A 20,439-nucleotide genomic window follows, 5' to 3' on the forward strand; every position below is an offset into this window, starting at 1 on the left:
AAGGGCTATGGCCCACGAACGTAAGGGGGATGCAATGTTCAATTCAGCAAAACGACCGGTTGCGCTGGCGGTGGCCAGCGTGTTTCTGTTCTCCGCCTGTGCGACTAACCCCGATGGCAGCTACAGGCTCGATGAACGGGCGACCGGCGCCCTGATCGGTGCCGCTGCCGGCTGCGCCATCGGTGCTGCCGCCAAGGGCTCGCAGGGGTGCCTGGCAGGGGCGGTGATCGGTGCCACCGCCGGCTTCCTGATCGCCTGGTATTTCGAGTCGAAAAAGATTGCCGATGCCCAGCAGGTGAATTCGGAGTACGAAAAACAGGTCAAGACCCAGGCCAAGGGCAAGGCCAAAGAGCAGCAGATCGCTGCTGCCGTTCCCCGGAACGACGTGATTCCGGCCAAGTTCGAAAGCAAGGTGCAGACGGCGGCCCCGGATGCCTCCGGGCAGAAGGAAGTGCAGATCACCGCCAATACCGACCTGGTCGGCTACGGCGACAAGGTGCCGGAAGTCCAGCAGAAGTACGCGATCTACGACGAGAACAACAAGCTGGTCGAGGAAAAGACCGAAAAGCTGGCGGCCGTCGACGGCGCCGGGCGTTACCAGACCAACTCCAAGTTCAAGCTGCCGGCTGATGCCAAAGGAAAGAACTACACGGTCAAGACGGCACTGGTCAGTAACGGCAAGACTTACAAGGAAAGCGCCTACAAGGTCACCGTGCTTGACGGGCAGATGCAGTTCGCTGCGCTGTACTGAGCGCACGCCAGAGGCCCCAGCGCATGGGGCGGTGAATGAAAAAAGGCCGGATTTCCGGCCTTTTTTCTTGCGGGCGCTCGCCCTTGCTGGTGCTTACTCTTCTCGCGCGGGTGGTCGGCGCCCCGGATAGCCGGCGGCGTCGAGCAGGTTGTGGTAGAGCTCGCCGCTGAAGCCGCGCTGCACCTGGCGGCCGACTTGCAGGGTAGGGACGGCAGCCTCGCCGGCGAGTTTTTTCAGTGCATCGATCTCTTCCTGCGTCGCTACCGTTTTTTCGCTGAACGGCGTGCCGCGTGCCTTCAGCAGTTCGCGTGCCTGCCGGCATTCTTCCAGGCAGCCAGCCCCGGTGTACAGCGTCACCGGATGCTTGGCCGCCGCCTGGCGGGTGGCGTAGGGCAGTTCCGCCGTCACCGGGGCCGTCTTGCCGCGCACGCTGACCTCGCCGACGCTGGCCGGCGGCGGGGTGTCGGAAATGATCGTCCGCCCCTGGCCATCGTTCCAGCGGTAGCTCTGCGCCGCAACGCTGCCGGCGAGGCAGAGCAGGGCCAGGCCGAGCCAGCGGGCGGCATTCATGCGAGGGCCATGCCGCTGTGGCGCAGCAGTGCGTCCGGGCTCGGCTCGCGGCCACGGAAGGCGCGGAAATTTTCCAGCGCCGGGCGCTCGCCACCGCGCGACAGGATTTCGTCGAGGAAGCGCCGGCCGACCTCCGGGTCGAACGGGTTGCCAGCCTCCTCGAAGGCCGCGTAGCAGTCGGCCGACAGCACTTCCGCCCACTTGTAGCTGTAATAGCCGGCCGCGTAGCCGCCGCCGAAAATGTGCGAGAAGCTGTGCGGGAAACGCTGCCAGGGCGGCGGCAGCAGCACGGCCACCTCGGCACGGACGGTGTTGAGCAGGTCGATCACGGTCGACTCGCCCTGCGGGTCAAATTCGCTGTGCAGCAGCATGTCGAACAGCGAAAACTCCAGCTGACGCACGGTCATCATCCCGCTCTGGAAGTTCTTGGCCGCCAGCATCTTGTCGTAGAGCGCGCGCGGCAGCGGTTCGCCGCTATCGGCATGGGCGGTCATCCCCTGCAGCACTTCCCATTCCCAGCAGTAGTTTTCCATGAACTGCGACGGCAGTTCGACCGCGTCCCATTCGACGCCGTGGATGCCGGAAACGCCCGACTCCTCACCGCGCGCCAGCAGGTGGTGCAGGCCGTGGCCGGCTTCGTGGAAGAGGGTGATCACTTCGTCGTGGGTGAAGGTGGCGGGTTTGCCGCCGACCGGGCGGGCGAAATTGCAGTTGAGGTAGGCAATCGGCTTCTGGATGCCATCGGCAGTGCGCTTGCGCGAACGCGCTTCATCCATCCAGGCGCCGCCGCGCTTGGTCTCGCGGGCGTAGAGGTCGACGTAAAACTGGCCGACCAGCTCGCCGGCCGGGGTTTCCAGCCGGTAGAAACGGACATCCTCGTGCCATACCGGCGCGGTATCGGCCTTGACCTTGACCCCGAACAGGCTTTCGATCACCTGGAACAGCCCGGCGATCACCTTGGGTTCGGTGAAATACTGCTTCACCTCCTGCTCGGAGAAGGCGTAGCGCGCCTGCAGCAGTTTTTCCGAGACATAGGCGGCGTCCCAGGGCTGGAAGTCGGCGATGCCGAGTTCGTCGCGGGCAAAGGCCAGCAGTTCGGCCATGTCTTTCTCGGCGAAGGGCTTGGCCTTCTTCGCCATGTCGCGCAAAAAGGCGAGCACCTGCGCCGGGGTGTCGGCCATCTTGGGCTGCAGCGAGACTTCGGCGTAATTGGCAAAACCGAGCATCTGCGCCTCTTCCTGGCGCAGTTCGAGCAGGCGGCGCATCACCGGCGTGTTATCCCATTCCGGCTTGGAACTGCCGTCGCTGAATTCGGCGGCGCGGGTGGCGTAGGCGCGGTACATGCGGGCGCGCAGATCGCGGTTGTCGGCGTATTGCAGCACCGGGCCGTAGGAGGGCGCGTGCAGGGTGAATTTCCAGCCTTCGACTTCAGCCTTCTCGGCCACTTCGCGCGCGGCGTCCTTGGCGTAATCGGGCAGGCCGGCGAGTTCGGCCTCGTCGCTGACGATCTCGGCGTGGGCGTTGGTCGCGTCGAGCAGGTTTTCCGAGAACTTGGCCGACAACTGCGACAACTCTTCCATGATCGCCTGGAAGCGCGGCTTCTGTTCTTCCGGCAGTTCGGCGCCGGAGAGGCGGAAGTCGCGGATCTCGTTATTGACGATTTTCTGCTGTGCCACGGTCAACGCGGCAAAATCGGCGTTTTTGCGCAGCGCCCGGTATTTGTCGAACAAGGCCAGGTTCTGCCCGAGTTCGCTGTAAAAGCGCGAAATCTCCGGCAGCATCTCGTTGTAAGCCTCGCGCCAGGCGGGAATGTCATTGACCGAATGCAGGTGGCCGACCACGCCCCAGGCGCGGCCCAGGCCTTCCAGCCCATCGGACAGCGGCGCGGCAAAGTCGGCCCAGGTGGCCGGCGTGGCGTCGCCGGTCAGGCGTTCGATCAGCGCCCGGCCGTCGGCCAGCAGTTGGGCAATGGCCGGTTTGACGTGCGCCGGCTGGATCAGGTCAAAGCGGGGCAGGTCGGAAAAATCGAGCAGCGGATTGTGGTTTTGAGTCATGGTCTCGAAGCAATGAAAACGGGCGGTCACCGCCGCCCGCAGCGTGTTGCGTGGGGTGAGGAATAGCGGCTTATTCTACTAGGTCGCGATAGGCATGCCATGAGGCATGGCCGAGAATCGGCATGATCAGTACCAGCCCGAACAGCAGCGTGGCAAAGCCGAACAGCGTCAGGTCGACCAGCAGGAAGGCCCACAGCGCCAGAGGCCCGGCGTTATGGGTGCACACCCGCAGGCTGGTCAGCATCGCCGTCGCCACATCGGTGTCGTGGTCGAGGATCATTGGTACCGCGACCACGCTCAGCGCAAAGACGAACAGTGCCAGCATCCCGCCCGCCGCCAGCCAGGCCAGCGTGAACGCCAGGTGCTCGCCGCTGAGCAGAATGTCGCTGAGGTAGGCGCTGGCCTGCCCCGGGGTATCAATTGCGACCAGCGCAAAGGCCACCGCCGACACCCGCTCCCAGAACAGCACCAGCAAGCTCACGATCAGCCCGAAAAAAGCCAGCGACTGGCCGTTGCGGCTGAAGCAGCGCAAGGAGTCGATGAACAGCAGCTTCTCGCCCAGCGCCCGGCTACGGCTCAATTCATACAGCCCGGCCGCCAGCAGCGGCGCGACCAGAAAAAAGCCGGAAACCGCCACCGACAGCAGGTGCGGATGATTGAGCAAGGCGAGAATGATCAGGTCGCCACCGAGCGCGAACAACAGCCCGTAAGCCAGCGACGGCAGCGGATTCGCCCGCACATCCTCCCAGCCCTTCTTTAGCCAGACCAGCGGCTGGCTAATGGGGATTTGCCGGATCACCGGCAACGGTAGCCCGTGGGCAGGCAAGTCGAAACGGGGATGCATGGCGGTCTCCTCGGTCGGGGTGGTAGGGGTTGGACCGGGGAGAGGGGGAGGGGTTCAGTGGGGGGGGCAATTGGCCAGAAGTGGCCTGTGGATATGCGATATGATTTACTCTTTTCTTGGGTGCATAATTCCGATGGGAACGTGGAAAAAAATATTGCTCTGGTTAGGTGCTGCCGTGGTTTTGAGTTTCGGCGGTTGTATTGCCATCATGGAATATTTGTTTTCTGACATGTGCGCAAACACTGTCTTTGACCAAGTTCAGTCACCCAGCGGGAAATACAAAGCGGTGCTGTTTCAAATTGATTGCGGTGCCGCCACAGATTTCAACTCGCAAGTCGTTATCGTAGATGGTGGTTTTGATACATCAGAACCAAAATCTCTTCCCAAAAGCTTTTTTGTGGCTGACAGGGACCATGGTCGAGCCCCGGCCGGTCTTACCCGAGGGCCAGAAGTAAAACTAACTTGGCTTTCAGATGAGCGGCTTGAACTGCAGTATCACCAATTTGCACGCATCTTCCGTTCGGAAAGCGACCAGCGCGGGGTTGCAGTCAAGTACATAACTTTTCAATAAGCCATCAATATCGGCTTGGGGTTGCTCGAGAAAAGGGGTTAGGTTGATTTTTCGACCCAACCTAGCAGGGCAAGGGAAAATGCCGTGAAAATTACGGTTTTTTGCGGTTGACCGTGGCGTAGGGGTTGGGCCGGTGGGTTTGGTGTTTTGCAGCGGGAAATGCTGGTTTCCGCGCCTGACGCGCGGGCGTACTTTTCTTGTCTTGCCAAGAAAAGTACGCCCGCTGCGGCGCCCGGCTTTGCCGGGTGCTCTGCGCTGCTCGGACGGTCGGGCGGTTCGCATGAACTCGCCTGCGGCTCAAACAATGCGAACCGAAATCCCCCGCCCGTCCTGCGCTGCTCGACGCCGCAGAGGGCCGGGGGAAAAACGTCTCGAAGTTACGGTCGACGGGAAAAAATGATGCTTTTCCCGGTCGACCGTAAAAACCAATCAGCTGCATTTTTTGCTCCAACCTTTCCGCCGCGACGCCTCTGGGTCCCATGTGGGGCGCCGAGCAACGCAGGCGGGCCGGGGGATTTCGGCGAGGACTGTTTGAGGCCCGTAGGGCCGAGTTCCGCAGCCGCGCCCTGAGCGATGCTACGCATCGCGAGGAAGTACTCTTGGGGTGCCCGGCTCGACGAGTAGCGCAGGGGAGTCGGCGCAGCCGACCGCGTAGCCTGGGGCGCCTTTTAGCTGCGCTAGCAATAGCCTTTGGCTACTTTCTTTTGGCGAAGCAAAAGAAAGTAGGCCCGCCGGTCAACGGCGGAAGCCAGCGCCTGCCAGGCCGCCAAGCTTTCTGCCGCCGCATGGCAGGTCGCCCGAGAGCCCGCAGATTCAACGAGAAAAAGCGAGAAAAGAGGTCCGGTTGATTTGTCGCCCCAACCTATCAGGGCAAGGAAAAATGCCTCGAAATCACGGTCGACCGCAAAAAAGGGCGTTTTTTCCGGTTGACCATGGTCGACAACCTGAGGAGGCCACCAGCGCAAACCGTCGGCTCGCCCCCAGAATGAAAAACGCCCGCAGCAAGCGGGCATTTTTCATTGCAGCGTTAGTCGCTTACAGCGTCTTGCCGGTCAGCTTTTCATACGCCTCGATGTACTTGGCGCTGGTGCGGGCGATGACTTCGGCGGGGAGTTGGGGGCCGGGGGCGACTTTGCCCCAGTCCAGGGTTTCCAGGTAGTCGCGGACGTATTGCTTGTCGTAGGAGGGCGGGTTCTTGCCTTCTTCGTACTGGTCGGCGGGCCAGAAGCGCGATGAGTCGGGGGTCAGGGCTTCGTCGATCAGGTGCAGGGTGCCGGCGCCGTCGATGCCGAATTCGAACTTGGTGTCGGCGATCAGGATGCCGCGCCCCTTGGCGTAGACCGAGGCTTCTTCGTAGAGGCGCAGGGCGGCGATGCGGGCTTCGTCGGCGAGCTGGGCGCCGTTCTTGCCGGTGCCGGCCAGCGCCTCGGCGAGTTCGGCGGCGCAGTTGGCCTGGGCGACGGCGAAGGAGACGTTTTCGTCGTGGTCGCCGACGGCGGCCTTGGTCGCCGGGGTGAAGATCGGGGCCGGCAGCTTGGCCGCCATCTTGAGGCCGGCGGGCAGGGCGATGCCGCAGATGGCGCCGGTTTCCTGGTAGTCCTTCCAGCCCGAGCCGATCACGTAGCCGCGGACCACGGCCTCAATCGGCAGCGGCTTGAGGCGCTTGACGACGACGGCGCGACCGCGCACCTGTTCGCGTTCGTTCTCGGCAACCACCGATTCGGGATCGACGCCGGTCAGCTGGTTGGGGACGATGTGGCCGAGCTTTTCGAACCAGAAGTTGGCGACGGCTTGCAGCACTTCGCCCTTGCGCGGGATCGGGTTCGGCAGGATCACGTCGAAGGCGGACAGGCGGTCGGTGGTGACGATCAGCAGCTTGTCGGCGTCAACGGCGTAGATGTCGCGGACCTTGCCTTTGGAAAGGAGCGGCAGGCTGGTGATGGTGGATTCGAAGAGCGGAGCGGTCACGGTCGTGGTCCCGAAAAGGCAAAAGCGAAATTATAAATCAGTGTGCGCCCGCGTCTTCGGCGGCGAGCTTTTTGCGCATGCGGCGGGTGCCCCAGGCGACCAGCCCGGCGATCAGCGGGATCGACGCGGCGGTGATCAGGTCGGTGTTGAGGTGGTGCAGATCCTTGGTGCCCTTGGCCAGGTATTGCACCAGCTGCGAGCCGTAGTAGGTGAGCACGACCACCGACAGGCCTTCGACCGCTTCCTGCAGGTGCAGCTGCAGCTTGGCGCGGCGGTTCATCTGGCCGAGCAGTTCCTGGTTCTGGCGCTCCAGTTCGATATCGACGCGGGTGCGCAAGAGTTGCGAGTTGCGCGCGACGCGGGCGGAGAGTTCTTCCTGGCGGCGGCTGATTGCCTCGCAGGTGTTCATTGCCGGCAGCAGGCGGCGTTGCATGAATTCGGCAAAGGTCGGCAGGCCGGAAATCCGTTGTTCGCGCAGTTCTTCAATGCGCTGCATGACCAGCCCGTGGTAGGCGCGGGCGGCGCCGAAACGGAAGGTGGTGCGCGCCACCGAATGCTCGACTTCGGCGGCCAGGCGCGACATGTTGGCGAGGATGTCGCGCTCGTCGTCGCCGCCCTTGGCCAGGCCGATCCGGTCCATCAGCGCGGCGAGTTCCTTTTCGCCGGTGTACAGCCACTTGCTGACTTCCTTGGCCACCGGCAGGCCGAGCAGCGCCATCATCCGGTAGGTTTCGATCTCGACCAGGCGCTGCACGGTGCGCCCGGCCTGGCGCTGGGTCATGCCTTCGTTGATCACCAGAAAGCGCGAGAAGCCGTTGTTGATCTTGAAGTCGGTAAAAATCCACGCCGTGTTGTCGGCCACCCGCGAGGCGACCATGGTCCGCCCATCCGGGCTGAGCCCGGCGAGCACGCTGTCGGGCGGCAGTTCGTCGGCCGCGCGCATTTCAACGTGGGTGGCGACGATCAGCTTGCCGGGAATGCCCTTCAGCCATTCCGGGTTGACCGCGTCGAAGGCGGTGGCTTCCGGGTCAAGTTCCTGCCCCGGCATCAGTGGCTGGAAGAAGGTGTAGCTGGAAAACTCGGTATGCAGTTCCCAGCGCATGCGGAAGGCGCCGGTTTCGATCAGCACGTGCGAATCCGAACTGTCGATGGCGGTGCACACATGGCCCTGGCAGAGCTTGGAGAGATTTTCCTTCTCGGCCTGGGCGACGGTCGCGCTGTGCTTGAACACCAGGTGCGAGACCAGCATCGCGCCGAGCAGCGGAATCGGCGGACGGGCGTGGAACTCGTTGTTCAAGCGTTGACGCAGGGGGTGTTCTTCCAGATCGGCGAGGAGCAGGCGCGGGTGCATGGCGTGGCGGGTGGTGTGGGTGGAGGGAGGCGGGCTGCAGGGCGCTGTGGTTTTTTATGTTGCGCTGCAGCAGATTGTAGCCGAAGCGCTGGATTGCGCCAGCCAATGTGACGGGAACTTTTCAGCGGCACAGTTGCCGAATGCGCCCCCAACAATAAACTCAACGGAGAAAAACATGGACGAACTGTCCTCCCTCGGCATGGTCTTCACCGGCCTGATCCTGGTGCTGGCTGTGACCATGGCGATCAAGCTGGCTTCGCGCAAGGCTTACCACTAAGTCGCTGCCGTACCGACTTGCCGTGCCGGTCGCTCCGGCCGCCGCAGGTAAAAGCCCCGCGCTGGCAACAGTGGCGGGGCTTTTTGCCTTGTGGGCTGGTCGACCGTGGAAACCGCCCGCCAGCAGTCGATTTGGCGCCAACCGGTACAGGTGAGATTGCTGCAAGCGTCGAATTGGCTACCGCAAACAAAAAATGCCGCTCACCGTGACGGGAGCGGCATTTTTACGGTCGACGCCGAAAAACGGCGGATTTGAGCGGCCGCTTTGAGCGACCGCGACCCGACCGGCTTATTTGACGATCTGGTTCAGCTCGCCCTTGGCGTAGCGTTCGGCCATCTTGTCCAGCGACAGGGCCTTGATCTTGCTGGCGTTGCCGGCGGCGCCGAAGGCTTCGAAGCGGGCGACGCAAATCTTCTTGGCGGCTTCGCGGGCCGGCTTGAGGAAGTCGCGCGGGTCGAACTTGTCCGGGTGCTCGGCCAGGTAGCGGCGGATGGCGCCGGTCATGGCGAGGCGGATGTCGGTATCGATATTGACCTTGCGCACGCCATGGGCGATGCCCTTGACGATTTCCTCGACCGGCACGCCGTAGGTTTCCTTCATGTCGCCGCCGAATTCGCGGATTTCGGCGAGCAGTTCCTGCGGCACGGAGGAGGAGCCGTGCATCACCAGGTGGGTGTTGGGGATGCGGGCGTGGATTTCGGCGATGCGGTCAATGGCGAGGATGTCGCCGGTCGGCTTCTTGGTGAACTTGTAGGCGCCGTGGCTGGTGCCGATGGCGATGGCCAGCGCGTCGCAGTTGGTCTGCTTGACGAAGTCGGCCGCCTGCTCGACGTCGGTGAGCAGGTCTTCGCGGGTCATGTGGCCTTCGGCGCCGTGGCCGTCTTCCTTGTCAGCCTTCATGGTTTCGAGCGAGCCGAGCACGCCCAGTTCGCCTTCGACCGACACGCCGATGGCGTGCGAGAACTCGACCACCTTGCGCGTCACTTCGACGTTGTATTCATAGCTGGCAACGGTCTTGCCGTCGCCCATCAGCGAACCGTCCATCATCACCGACGAGAAGCCGGACTTGATCGCGGCCATGCACACCGCCGGGTTTTGGCCGTGGTCCTGGTGCATCACGATGGGAATGTGCGGGTAGGCTTCGAGTGCGGCCAGGATCTGATGGCGGAGGAAGGGCTCGCCGGCGTATTTGCGGGCGCCGGCCGAGGCCTGCATGATCACCGGCGCGTCGACCTGGTTGGCCGCTTCCATGATCGCCCAGACCTGTTCCATGTTGTTGACGTTGAAAGCCGGCAGACCGTAGCCGTATTCGGCGGCATGGTCGAGCAGTTGGCGCATCGAGACGAGCGGCATGGGAGACTCCTGTTCAGTTCGTATTCGGTTAATTCGTTATTTTAGCTTAGTCCAGCTGGTGCTCGCCGACGCGGACGATCTTCAGCGTATTGGTGCCGCCGACGGTGCCGATCGGTTCGCCGATGGTGAGCACGATCAGGTCGCCATGTTCCACCACGCCGCGTTCGATGAGCAGGGCTTCGGCTTCGGCCAGCAGGCGGTCGCGGTCGGTATGCTGCTGCGTCATCAGCAGCGGATAAACCTCGCGGTAGAGCGCCATGCGGGCGACCGATTCGGCGTCCGGGGTCAGCGCGTAGATCGGCACGCCGCAGTTGAGACGGCTCATCCACAGCGCGGTCGAGCCCGACTGGGTCAGTGCCGCGATGGCCTTGACCTTGAGATGGTGCGCGGTCCAGATCGCAGCCATCGCAATCGACTGGTCGATGCGGGTGAACACCCGGTCGAGGAATTCGCGGTCAAGCGTCACTTCATGCGAGCGTTCGGCTTCGATACAGATTCGCGCCATCGATTCGACGGTGTCGACCGGGTACTTGCCGCTGGCGGTTTCGGCCGAGAGCATCACCGCGTCGGTGCCGTCGAGCACGGCGTTGGCCACGTCGGAGACTTCCGCGCGGGTCGGCACCGGCGAGTGGATCATCGATTCCATCATCTGCGTCGCGGTGATGGTCAGCTTGTTGCGGTCGCGCGCCATGCGGATCATCTTCTTCTGCAAGGCCGGGACCGAGGCGTCGCCGACTTCGACCGCGAGGTCGCCACGGGCGACCATGATCCCGTCGGAGGAGTCGAGGATTTCTTCGAGGTTTTCGACCGCTTCGACGCGCTCGATCTTGGCGATCAGCACCGCCTGGCTACCGGCGGCGCGCAGCAGCTGACGGGCCATGTACATGTCGGCGGCGCTCTTGGGGAAGGAGACGGCAACGAAATCGACACCGATCTCGGCAGCGGTCTTGATGTCGTCCATGTCCTTGGCGGTCAGCGCCGGCGCAGTCAGGCCGCCGCCCTGGCGATTGATCCCCTTGTTGTTGGAGAGGTCGCCGCCGACCAGGACGCGGGTGTGGATTTCCTGGCCGCGCACGCCGAGCACTTCCAGCTTCAGCCGGCCGTCGTCGAGCAGCAGGATGTCGCCGAAGCTGACGTCCTTGGGCAGGTCCTTGTAGTCGAGGCCGACACGCTCCTGATTGCCCAGTGCGCAGGCCGCATCGAGGATGAATTTGTCGTCGATGGCGAGCGTGATCTTGCCTTCCTCGAACTTGCCGACACGGATCTTCGGCCCTTGCAGGTCGCCGAGGATGCCGACGGTGCGGCCGCGTTTGGCCGCTGCTGCGCGAATGCCTTCGGCCCGCGCCTTGTGGTCGGCAGCGGTGCCGTGGGAGAAATTCATGCGCACCACGTCGATGCCGGCATCGACCAGGCGTTCGAGAACTTCCGGCGACGACGAAGCGGGGCCGAGGGTGGCTACGATCTTGGTGTGGCGGCTCATGTCTACTCCCTGTGTCTGTTTGTTTTTTGCTGTTGTGGATGGTTGACCGTGATTTTTACGGTCAACCATCGGAAAGGCCGAAAATCAGGGCCGGAAATAGGCTGCAACTCAGCCCTTGGCGCGCTCTTCGAGCACGGCAATCGCCGGCAGGACCTTGCCTTCGAGGAATTCGAGGAAGGCGCCGCCGCCGGTGGAGATGTAGCCGATGTCGTCGGCGATGTGGAACTTGGCGATGGCAGCCAGGGTGTCGCCGCCGCCGGCGATGGAGAAGGCTTCGGAGTGGGCGATGGCCGAGGCCAGCATCTTGGTGCCGCCGGAGAACTGCGGCAGCTCGAAGACGCCGACCGGGCCGTTCCAGACCACGGTGCCGGCGTTGGCGATGATTTCGGCGAGGCGGGCAGCGCTCTTCGGGCCAACGTCGAGAATGCGGTCGTGGGCGGCAACGTCGTCGACCGAGATCTTGTTGGCGCGGGCCAGGGCCGAGACTTCGTCGGCGACGACGACGTCGGTCGGCAGCGGCACTTCGGCGCCGCGTTCCTTCATCATGTCCATGATCGCGTGCGCTTCCTTGACCAGATCGGGTTCGGCCAGCGAGTCGCCAATCCGCTTGCCGGAGGCGAGCAGGAAGGTGTTGGCGATGCCGCCGCCGACGATCAGTTGATCAACCTTGTCGGCCAGCGACTTGAGGATGGTCAGCTTGGACGAGACCTTGGAGCCGCCGACGATGGCGACCAGCGGCCGCTTGGGTTCGTGCAGGGCTTTGCCCAGCGCGTCGATCTCGGCGCCCATCAGGATCCCGGCGCAGGCGACCGGCGCGAACTTGGCAACGCCGTGGGTGGTGGCTTCGGCGCGGTGGGCGGTACCGAAAGCATCGTTGACGTAGATGTCGCAGAGCTTGGCCATCTTCTGCGCCAGTTCTTCGTTGTTTTTCTTCTCGCCCTTGTTCACCCGGCAGTTTTCGAGCAGCACGACTTCGCCCGGTTTGACTTCAAAACCGCCGTCGACCCAGTCCTGGATCAGGCGGACCGGCACGTGCAGCAACTGGCCAAGACGGACGGCGACCGGCATCAGGGTGTCTTCGTGGCGCAGTTCGCCTTCGGTCGGGCGGCCGAGGTGGGAGGTGACCATCACTGCCGCGCCCTTTTCCAGGCAGTACTTGATCGAGGCCAGCGAGGCGCGGATACGGGTGTCTTCGGTGATATTGCCGGCTTCGTCCTGCGGCACGTTGAGGTCGGCGCGGATGAAGACGCGCTTGCCGGCGACGTCGAGGTCGGTCAGTTTGATGACGTTCATGGAAAACTCCTGTGCGGTTGATCGGTGTTGTTAGCTTGAGTGCCGAGCCAGAGCTGCGACCAGTGGTCGGCCAGTTCCAGCATCCGGTTGGCGAATCCCCATTCGTTGTCGAACCAGACGAACAGATTGAGCAGGTGTTGGCCCGAGGTCCGGGTCTGGCTGCCATCGACAATCGCCGAATGGGGGTCGTGGTTGAAATCGATCGAGGCGTGCGCGGCCTCGGAGTAGGCGACCAGCCGTTTCAGCGGGCCGTGGCTGGCGCTGGCCAGCAGGTCATTGACGGCGGCGGCGTTGACCGGGCGGGCGGTGATCAGAGTCAGATCGATGGCCGAGACGTTGGTGGTCGGCACGCGGATCGCCTTGGCCTGGACGCGGCCGGCGAGTTGCGGCAGGAAGCGCTCGACGCCGCGCGCCAGCCCGGTCGATACCGGAATGATCGACTGCATCGCCGAGCGGGTGCGGCGCAGGTCGTCATGGTGGTAGCCGTCGATCAGCGGCTGGTCGTTCATCACCGAGTGCAAGGTGCTGAGCAGCGCCTGTTCGATGCCGATTTCGCGGTCGAGCAGGTCGAGGATCGGGACAATCGCACTGGTCGTGCACGAGGCGGCGGAGACCAGGGTTTCACTGCCGTCCAGAGCGTGCTGGTTGAAGCCGGCAATGATCGTGGCGTCGATGTCGTCGGCACTGGCGCCGGGATGCGAAAGGAGCAGGCGCGGGCAGCCGGCAGCGGTAAAACGTTCGAGTTCGGGGCGTCGACCGTAAATGCCGGAGCACTCGACGACGAGGTCGATGCCCGACCAGTCCACTTCCTCCGGGCGGCGGCCATGGCTGATCCGGAGATGGTGGCCGGCTATCTGCAACTGCCCGTCGATGACTTCGACACTGGCGGGGAAACGCCCATGTGTCGAATCGTAGCGGGTCAGGTAGGCCATGCTTTCCAGATTGGCCGGCTCGTTGATGGCAACCACCTGCAGCGGCCGGTGGGTGGCGGTTTCGTGCAATGCCCGCAAAAAGCAACGCCCGATGCGGCCATAGCCGTTGATGGCCAGGCGTGGGGCTGGGATGGGGGGCAAATTCGGCACGGGTCGGTCTCGCTGGACAGGCAGGAGAGAAAACAGTCCGGCATTCTACCGCGAGGCGCCCGGACTGCCCATGCTCCGGCCCGTCTTGCGCGCCTTTTGCCGGCTTTCCAAGCTAGAATCCGTACTCCATCGCAACTATGTCTTTTGGCCAGGGGAATCTAGGGAATCCATGCCGCCCAGCCGTGCTGCCATGCTTCTTGCCCGTTATCGCCCGAGTGCCGTGGTGGCTGCCATCGGCGGCCTGCTCGCGCTGCTGCTGTGCGTGGGTGCGGGCGGACTGATCTGGTACTTGCGGGCGGCCGCGATTGCCGACTGGAAGGTCGAACTGGGCAATATCTCGCTGACTGTCGGTGAATATGTCGCCCAGTCGCTGGCGCCCGCAGACAAGGTCTTGCAGGGGGTCGAAGAGCGGATTCGCCAGGCAGGGGTTCGTAATGGCGAAGATTTGCGTCGGGCTCTTTCCGGAGAGGAAACACACCGCTTGTTGCGTGACCGGATCGATGGGCTGCCGCAGATTGAGGTACTGGCGATCGTCGATGCACGCGGCTCAACGGTCAATTTTTCCCGCAGCTGGCCGGTGCCGCCGCTCAATATTGCGGATCGCGAACACTTCTACGTGCACCAGCAGGATGCGAAGCAAGGCACTTTCCTTAGCCTGCCGGTACGGGCCAAGGCCAATGGCCGTTGGGTCTTTTATCTCACTCGCCGCCTGAACGATACCCAGGGACGCTTCATGGGGGTGGTGCTGGTCGGCCTGTCGGTCGATTTTTTCGAGCAGTTCTTTGGCCGCATCCATCTCGGCGAAGGCGCGTCGGTATCGATGCTGCGCCGCGATTTCCGCTATCTGGCGCGCTGGCCGCATAACGACGAGGTGCTCGGCAAGGAAAACCGCAAGGGCTCCTCCTACCAGGTGATCGAGGTCCAGAAACTCAAGGCGGCAACCGTGCTGACCGAGGGCGAACGGATCGCCAGCGGCCTGAGCAGCGATCCTCGGATGGGGGCGCCGCGCTTGCTCGACCATTTTCCGGTGATCGTCAATGCAACGATCACCGATGGCCTTTACCTCGCGGCCTGGAAGCGTTCGGCGCAGGGAATCGTGGTTGGCGCCGGGGTGTCCTTGCTGCTGTTGCTGCTGGGGGTGGTCTGGTTGGTTCACCTGCTGCGCCAGCGCGAAGAGGATGCCGCACGCCTGCTGCAACTGAAAGAGGAGGCCGAGGCCGCCAATGTGGCCAAGAGCCAGTTCCTGGCCACGATGAGCCATGAAATCCGGACGCCGATGAACGGCGTGCTCGGCATGGCTCAGTTGCTGCTGATCGATGATCTGCCGGCTGAGGACCGGCGCGAGTGCGCTGAAACCATCGTCAGTTCTGGGCGTAGCCTGTTAACTTTGCTTAACGATATTCTCGATTTTTCAAAAATCGAGGCCGGTAAGGTCGAGTTGCTGGACGAAGAGTTCAAGCCCCGGGTTTTGCTTGAGGAAACGGCATCCCTGTTTGCGCCGCTGGCGGCACGCAAGGGGCTGCAATTCGAGGTTGCCTGGCTGGGCGATGATCGCGGTTGGTATCGCGGCGATCCGCTTCGCTTGCGGCAGATGTTGTCCAATCTGATCAGCAATGCGATCAAATTTACCGACCGGGGGATGGTCCGGGTGACCGCACGGATGCGGGGGCCGAATGCCGGCGAGGAGGCTGCGGAGCTTGAAATGGCGGTCAGCGATACCGGTATCGGTGTCGCTTCCGACAAGATTGGCCTGTTGTTCCAGCCGTTCGTCCAGGCCGATAGCAGCAGCACTCGTAAATATGGTGGAACCGGCTTGGGCTTGTCGATTGTGCGCAGTCTGGCGCATTTGCTCGGTGGCCAGGTCGGGGTGGAGAACCTCCCCGGGCAGGGGGCACGTTTCTGGTTTACCGTGCGGTTGCGGCCGGAGCCTGGACATGTGGAGCATTGCCCTGAGCATCCCGCAGAGGGGCGGTCGGTCGGTCTGGCTGCTGCCGAGCGCAAGCTGTTGCTGGTTGAGGATGATCCGGTCAACCAAGCGGTGGTGCTCGGCATGCTGGAGCAACTCGGGCTGTCAGCCTATCTTGCCGAAAACGGCCGCGAAGCGCTGAGCCTGCTGCAGTCCGGACTGCGTCCGGCGCTGGTGCTGATGGATCTGCAGATGCCGGAAATGGATGGGTTGATGGCGACCCGTGCCCTGCGTGAGTGGGAGGAGGCCAACGACCTGCCGCCATTGACCGTGGTGGCGCTGACCGCTGCCGCTTTCCCGGAGGATCGCAGCCGCTGTTTTGCCGCCGGGATGGACGATTTTCTGGCCAAGCCGGTCGGGCTCAATGAGCTCTCGGCGATGCTCGCCAAGCACCTGCCGGAAGGCCTGAGCCAGCCCGAATAGCTTGTGTCAGGCCGGGGCGGGCAACTGCCGGCGGGAAATCCGCCAAATTCACGGTCGACCGTGGAAACCAGCGAAAAAGCATAAAAAAACCGCCGGCAAGGCGGCGGTTCCGATTGGCTGTGGCCAGTGCTTACTTGGCGTTCATCCAGGCGCGGGCGGCGTCGAGCATGCGGCAGGAGTAGCCCCACTCGTTGTCGTACCAGGCCAGGACCTTGACCAGGGTCGAACCGTCTTCAGCCTTCAGCACGCGGGTCTGGGTCGCGTCGAAGGTCGAGGAGACGGTGGTGTGGTTGAAGTCGGAGGAGACCAGCGGCTCGGTGTTGACGGCCATCACGCCCTTGAGCGGGCCGTTGGCGGCAGCGGTCATCAACGCGTTGATTTCGTCCTTGGTGGTTTCGCGCTCGGCGGTGAAGGTCAGGTCGACCAGCGACACGTTGATGGTCGGGACGCGCAGGGCGAAACCGTCGAACTTGCCGACCAGTTGCGGCAGCACCAGGCCGACGGCCTTGGCGGCACCGGTCTTGGTCGGGATGATGTTGGCGGCAGCGGCGCGGGCGCGGCGCAGGTCCTTGTGGCGGACGTCGACGGTGACCTGGTCGTTGGTGTAAGCGTGCACCGTGGTCATCAGGCCGGACTTGATGCCGATGTTGTCCGACAGGATCTTGGCGACCGGAGCCAGGCAGTTGGTGGTGCAGGAAGCGTTGGAGACGACGGTCATGCCGGCGGTCAGCGCGTTTTCGTTAACGCCCATGACGATGGTGGTGTCGACGTCGTCGCCGCCGGGGGCGGAGATCAGCACGCGCTTGGCGCCTTGCTCCAGCAGGGCTTGCGCCTTGGCCTTGGTGGTGTAGGCACCGGTGCATTCGAGCAGCACGTCGACGCCGTGGTCGGCCCAATTGACGCCCTTCGGGTCCTTGGTCGAGTAGAAGGCGATCTTCTTGCCGTCGATGATGATGCAGTTCTCGCCTTCGGTCTCGACCGAGGTGGTGAAGCGACCGTGGGTGGTGTCGTACTTCAGCAGGTGGGCGTTGGTCGCCAGATCGCCGGAAGCGTTGATCGCGACAACTTCAAACTCGTTCTGCAGGCCTTGTTCGTAAATCGCGCGCAGCGTGCAGCGACCGATGCGACCGAAACCGTTGATTGCAACCTTGATAGCCATGAATGTATTCCTCTCTGCGGGTGAAGTCTGAAATCAGGACAGCAGTGCCTTGGTCGTGGCGACGACGTTGGCGACGGTGAAACCGAACATCTCGAACAGCTGGCCGGCCGGGGCGGATTCGCCGAAGCGGTCGATGCCGATCACCGCGCCATGCAGGCCGACGTACTTGCGCCAGAAGTCGGAGTGGGCGGCTTCGATGGCGACGCGCGGCAGGTGGCTGCCGAGTACCGACAGGCGGTAAGCCTTGTCCTGACGGTCGAAGACGTTGGTGCAGGGCATCGAGACGACGCGCACGGCGATGCCTTCTGCAGCGAGCGCAGCTTGCGCGTCCAGCGCCAGCTTGACCTCGGAACCGGTGGCGATCAGCACCGCCTTGGCTTCGGCGGCGTCGGACAGGATGTAGCCGCCCTTGGCGATCTCGGCATCGGCAACATTCTGGGTCACGGTCGGCAGGTTCTGGCGCGACAGGGCGAGGATGGACGGGCCATCTTCACGGTCGACCGCCGAAATCCAGGCAATTGCGGTTTCGGTCGCATCGGCCGGGCGCCACACATCCAGGTTCGGGATGATGCGCATCGACGGGATGTGCTCGACCGGCTGGTGGGTCGGGCCGTCTTCGCCGAGGCCGATGGAGTCATGGGTGTAGACCATGATCTGGCGCTGCTTCATCAGCGCTGCCATGCGGATCGCGTTGCGGGCGTAGTCGGAGAAGACCAGGAAGGTCGCGGTGTAGGGAATCAGGCCGCCGTGCAGCGCGATGCCGTTGGCGATCGCGGTCATGCCGAATTCGCGCACGCCGTAGTAGCAGTAGTTGCCGCCCTCGGTGCGGGTGACGCCCTGGCTGCCCTTGACGAAGGTCAGGTTGGAGCCGGCCAGGTCGGCCGAACCGCCGAAAATTTCCGGTACCGCCGGGACCAGCGCGGCGATGGCATTTTGCGACGCCTTGCGGGTGGCGATGTTCTCGGCCTTGCTGCGGCAGGTGGCGATGTATTCGGCCTTGGTGGCGGCCCAGGTGGCCGGAAGTTCGCCCTTGATCACGCGGCGCTCGAACTCGGCAGCCAGCGCCGGGAAGGCGGCGCGATAGGCGGCAAAGCGTTCGTTCCAGGCAGCTTCAGCGGCAGCGCCGGCTTCCTTGCGGTTCCAGGCGGCGTAGACTTCGGCCGGGATTTCGAAAGCCGGGTGCGGCCAGCCGATGTATTCGCGGGCAGCGGCAATTTCATCCTTACCGAGCGGTGCCCCGTGGCAATCGTGCGAGCCCTGCTTGTTCGGCGAGCCGAGACCGATGGTGGTCTTGCAGCAGATCAGGCTGGGCTTGTCGCCGACGGCTTGCGCGGCCTTGAGCGCGGCTTCGATGGCGGCGGCGTCGTGGCCGTCAACGCCCGGCACCACGTGCCAGCCGTAGGATTCGAAACGCTTGGGGATGTCTTCGGTGAACCAGCCTTCGACGTGGCCGTCGATGGAGATGCCGTTGTCGTCCCAGAAAGCGATCAGCTTGCCCAGGCCGAGGGTACCGGCCAACGAACAGGCTTCGTGCGAGACGCCTTCCATCAGGCAGCCGTCGCCGAGGAAAACGTAAGTGTTATGGTCGACGATGGTATGGCCGGGTTGGTTGAATTCAGCCGCCAGCACCTTTTCGGCGAGGGCGAAACCGACGGCATTGGTGATGCCCTGGCCGAGCGGGCCGGTGGTGGTCTCAACGCCGGGGGTGTAGCCATATTCCGGGTGGCCCGGGGTGCGGGCGTGCAGCTGGCGGAAATTCTTGATGTCGTCGATGGTGACGTCGTAGCCGGTCAGGTGCAGCAGCGAGTAGATCAGCATCGAGCCGTGGCCGTTCGAGAGCACGAAGCGGTCGCGGTCGGCCCACTTGGGGTTGGCCGGATTGTGCTTGAGGTTGCGGCGCCAGAGGACTTCGGCGATTTCCGCCATGCCCATCGGGGCACCCGGGTGGCCGGAGTTGGCTTGTTGCACTGCATCCATGGCCAGGGCGCGAATCGCCCCCGTCAAAGGATTGAACTTGGGAGGATTGCTGACGCTCATGGGACTGAATCCGGGCTGCAAAAAAAGCGAATTATCCGGTAAAAGCCACGCTTTGTGTAGGGCGGCCAGCGTCTTGCTCCCTGCCGGAGAGGGCAGGATTGCTGTCACGGAGGGCGTCGGGAGGGGGATTGGGGTGACGAGGCCGGGGGCTGACGGCCTCGTTGCAGGGGGTGCGGCGGCCGGTGTCGGCCGCGCTCGGGGGGGCGGTCAGCCCTGGTGGTAGCCGGTCACCCGCTCGACTTCGGTCTTCGAACCGAGAATCACCGGTACCCGCTGGTGCAGATGCTGCGGTGCAATGTCGAGAATCCGCTGATAGCCAGTGGTGGCGGCGCCGCCGGCCTGCTCGACCAGAAAGGCCATCGGGTTGGCTTCGTACATCAGGCGCAATTTGCCGCCTTTGTCGCGGACCTTTTCGTCCATCGGGTACATGAAGATGCCGCCACGGGTCATGATCCGGTGCACGTCGGCAACCATCGAGGCCACCCAGCGCATGTTGTAGTCCTTGCCCAGCGGCCCGGTCTTGCCGGCGACCATTTCGTCGACGTAGCGCTTGACCGGTGCTTCCCAGAAACGCTGGTTCGACATGTTGATTGCGAATTCCTTGGTTTCGGCCGGAATCTGCACGTTTTCCTGGGTCAGCACGAACTCACCCAGTTCGCGGTCGAGAGTGAACACCGCGACGCCGGCGCCGAAAGTGAGGACCAGCAGCGTGGTCGGGCCGTAAACGGCGTAACCGGCGGCAACCTGCGCGGTGCCCGGCTGCAGGAAAGCCTGTTCGGCAGCGGCTTCACTCGACAGGTCGGCGCCATCCGGACACTTGAGTACCGAAAAAATGGTGCCGATCGAGACATTCACGTCGATGTTCGACGAGCCGTCGAGCGGGTCGAAGGTGAGCAGGTAATTGCCCTTGGGGAAACGGTTGGGGACCAGGTGCGGCAGGTCCATTTCCTCGGAGGCCATGGCGGCGAGGTGACCGCCCCATTCGTTGGCTTCGAGCAGGATTTCGTTGGACAGCACGTCGAGTTTCTTCTGGGCTTCGCCCTGAACGTTGTCGCTGCCGGCTTCGCCGAGCACGCCGCCGAGCCCGCCCTTGCCGATGGCAATCGAGATCGCCTTGCAGGCACGGGAGACGATTTCGATCAGGAACTTGAGATCGGACGGAATGCGGCCGTGCTCGCGTTGGGCTTCGGTGAGATAACGTGCCAGCGTGCGCTGTGCCATGGGAACTCCTTGAGTGGGCAGGCTCGCCGGCTGATTTTT

General features: G+C 63.5%; 16 protein-coding genes. 3 read left to right on the top strand and 13 right to left on the bottom strand.

The window, feature by feature from the left end:
- Nucleotides 1-7: 7 nt before the first annotated feature.
- A complete protein-coding gene (locus tag VX159_RS02855) occupies nucleotides 8-751 on the top strand; it encodes a glycine zipper domain-containing protein (protein ID WP_371324482.1) in 744 nt (247 codons plus the stop codon).
- Nucleotides 752-844: 93 nt separating this feature from the next.
- Here the strand turns inward: VX159_RS02855 and VX159_RS02860 are convergent, their stop codons facing one another.
- From VX159_RS02860 to VX159_RS02870, 3 genes are all read right to left on the bottom strand, one after another.
- Nucleotides 845-1,321, bottom strand: coding sequence for a DUF4124 domain-containing protein (locus VX159_RS02860; protein ID WP_371324483.1), 477 nt, complete (start codon nucleotides 1,319-1,321; stop codon nucleotides 845-847).
- Entirely contained in the window at nucleotides 1,318-3,375 is a 2,058-nt protein-coding gene (locus tag VX159_RS02865; RefSeq protein ID WP_371324484.1) for a M3 family metallopeptidase, read from the bottom strand. The genes VX159_RS02860 and VX159_RS02865 overlap by 4 nt, the downstream gene beginning before the upstream one ends.
- A gap of 70 nt (nucleotides 3,376-3,445) precedes the next feature.
- The gene (locus VX159_RS02870) at nucleotides 3,446-4,219 is read right to left on the bottom strand and encodes a DUF2189 domain-containing protein (RefSeq protein WP_371324485.1); all 774 of its coding nucleotides are present in this window, start codon (nucleotides 4,217-4,219) and stop codon (nucleotides 3,446-3,448) included.
- Between the two features lie 100 nt (nucleotides 4,220-4,319).
- Between VX159_RS02870 and VX159_RS02875 the strand changes: the two genes are divergently transcribed.
- On the top strand, nucleotides 4,320-4,790 hold the full coding sequence (locus tag VX159_RS02875) for a hypothetical protein (protein WP_371324486.1): 471 nt from the start codon (nucleotides 4,320-4,322) through the stop codon (nucleotides 4,788-4,790).
- 677 nt (nucleotides 4,791-5,467) lie between these two features.
- Here VX159_RS02875 and VX159_RS02880 read toward each other — a convergent pair.
- The 7 genes from VX159_RS02880 to VX159_RS02910 all read right to left on the bottom strand — a co-directional run bounded on the left by VX159_RS02880 (nucleotide 5,468) and on the right by VX159_RS02910 (nucleotide 13,594).
- On the bottom strand, nucleotides 5,468-5,803 hold the full coding sequence (locus tag VX159_RS02880; RefSeq protein WP_371324487.1) for a hypothetical protein: 336 nt from the start codon (nucleotides 5,801-5,803) through the stop codon (nucleotides 5,468-5,470).
- Nucleotides 5,804-5,825: 22 nt separating this feature from the next.
- Nucleotides 5,826-6,758 carry a phosphoribosylaminoimidazolesuccinocarboxamide synthase gene (locus VX159_RS02885; RefSeq protein ID WP_371324488.1) on the bottom strand — a complete coding sequence of 311 codons (933 nt, stop codon included), beginning with the start codon at nucleotides 6,756-6,758 and terminating at the stop codon, nucleotides 5,826-5,828.
- A gap of 37 nt (nucleotides 6,759-6,795) precedes the next feature.
- A complete protein-coding gene (locus VX159_RS02890; RefSeq protein WP_371324489.1) occupies nucleotides 6,796-8,109 on the bottom strand; it encodes a DUF3422 family protein in 1,314 nt (437 codons plus the stop codon).
- Nucleotides 8,110-8,674: 565 nt separating this feature from the next.
- Entirely contained in the window at nucleotides 8,675-9,739 is a 1,065-nt protein-coding gene (gene fba, locus VX159_RS02895) for a class II fructose-bisphosphate aldolase (RefSeq protein ID WP_371324490.1), read from the bottom strand.
- Nucleotides 9,740-9,785: 46 nt separating this feature from the next.
- Entirely contained in the window at nucleotides 9,786-11,219 is a 1,434-nt protein-coding gene (gene pyk / locus VX159_RS02900) for a pyruvate kinase (RefSeq protein ID WP_371324491.1), read from the bottom strand.
- A gap of 108 nt (nucleotides 11,220-11,327) precedes the next feature.
- A complete protein-coding gene (locus VX159_RS02905) occupies nucleotides 11,328-12,512 on the bottom strand; it encodes a phosphoglycerate kinase (RefSeq protein ID WP_371324492.1) in 1,185 nt (394 codons plus the stop codon).
- Nucleotides 12,509-13,594, bottom strand: a complete 1,086-nt coding sequence (locus VX159_RS02910) for a type I glyceraldehyde-3-phosphate dehydrogenase (protein WP_371324493.1) — start codon at nucleotides 13,592-13,594, stop codon at nucleotides 12,509-12,511. Before VX159_RS02910 ends, VX159_RS02905 begins: the two co-directional genes overlap by 4 nt.
- Nucleotides 13,595-13,763: 169 nt before the next feature.
- Here VX159_RS02910 and VX159_RS02915 point away from each other — a divergent pair, with 169 nt between their 5' ends.
- Nucleotides 13,764-15,983 (top strand): ATP-binding protein, encoded by a 2,220-nt coding sequence (locus VX159_RS02915; protein ID WP_371324494.1) that lies wholly within the window; start codon nucleotides 13,764-13,766, stop codon nucleotides 15,981-15,983.
- A 130-nt stretch (nucleotides 15,984-16,113) separates the two neighbouring features.
- Here VX159_RS02915 and gap read toward each other — a convergent pair whose 3' ends face one another.
- The 3 genes from gap to VX159_RS02930 all read right to left on the bottom strand — a co-directional run bounded on the left by gap (nucleotide 16,114) and on the right by VX159_RS02930 (nucleotide 20,400).
- Entirely contained in the window at nucleotides 16,114-17,142 is a 1,029-nt protein-coding gene (gap, locus tag VX159_RS02920) for a type I glyceraldehyde-3-phosphate dehydrogenase (protein WP_371324495.1), read from the bottom strand.
- 33 nt (nucleotides 17,143-17,175) lie between these two features.
- Nucleotides 17,176-19,179, bottom strand: a complete 2,004-nt coding sequence (tkt, locus tag VX159_RS02925) for a transketolase (protein ID WP_371324496.1) — start codon at nucleotides 19,177-19,179, stop codon at nucleotides 17,176-17,178.
- 207 nt (nucleotides 19,180-19,386) lie between these two features.
- Entirely contained in the window at nucleotides 19,387-20,400 is a 1,014-nt protein-coding gene (locus VX159_RS02930) for a class 1 fructose-bisphosphatase (RefSeq protein ID WP_371324497.1), read from the bottom strand.
- Nucleotides 20,401-20,439: the final 39 nt, after the last annotated feature.

Origin of the sequence: Dechloromonas sp. ZY10 (assembly GCF_041378895.1) — a bacterium.
In the GTDB taxonomy this organism is placed as follows: Bacteria; Pseudomonadota; Gammaproteobacteria; order Burkholderiales; family Rhodocyclaceae; genus Azonexus; species Azonexus aquae.